Origin of the sequence: Acinetobacter higginsii, from assembly GCF_000369845.1 — a bacterium.
GTDB classification, from domain to species: domain Bacteria; phylum Pseudomonadota; class Gammaproteobacteria; order Pseudomonadales; family Moraxellaceae; genus Acinetobacter; species Acinetobacter higginsii.
In genome coordinates this window covers 1-564 of record NZ_KB850211.1, presented here as the reverse complement: position 1 = coordinate 564, position 564 = coordinate 1, and the positions used below count along the sequence as shown (strand labels likewise).

Annotated in this window: 1 pseudogene; it reads right to left on the bottom strand. The window is 47.2% G+C overall.

Annotated elements, in window-relative coordinates:
- A pseudogene (locus F885_RS19950) lies at positions 1-564 on the bottom strand (YadA-like family protein); the annotation flags it as partial.

Below are 564 nucleotides of genomic sequence, written 5' to 3'. Positions count from 1 at the left end.
CCTTGAATCGCATCGGCAACCGTATCGTAGCCTTTACCACTCACCGTAAATGGACCATTCAGCTTACCGCCTTCATTGGTCACACCACCACCCAAGATATCGCCTGTAGACGCAACGCTGTCATTCAGTTGACTACCATTCACAGCATCTTTAGAACCTGCGGCAATCGTGCCATCTGCAACGCCACTGATTTTTCCTGTAGTGCCATCAATGTTCACATCACCCACTTGAACAGAATCAAATGAGACATCGTCAGCCGTTGCAACGTTATAGATGTCTTGTCCATCTGCTCCCCTGGTTTTAGAAACAGTAATGTTCTTACCTTGGGTGACTTCAGTTTTCGATGCAGCAGCGGCTTTGTCTAATTGACCCTTGTTGACTGCATCAGTGTCGTCAACACCTGCACCGACATTGCTAATTGGGTTACCCGCTGCATTGATACCTGACTTGGTAATACTTGGGCCATTCGCAATGGTCACACCATTGTCATTGATTAAGGTATCGCCCGCACGAACGCTGTCTACCTTCAGATCACGGTTTAGGCCATATTTGATATTGTTACCA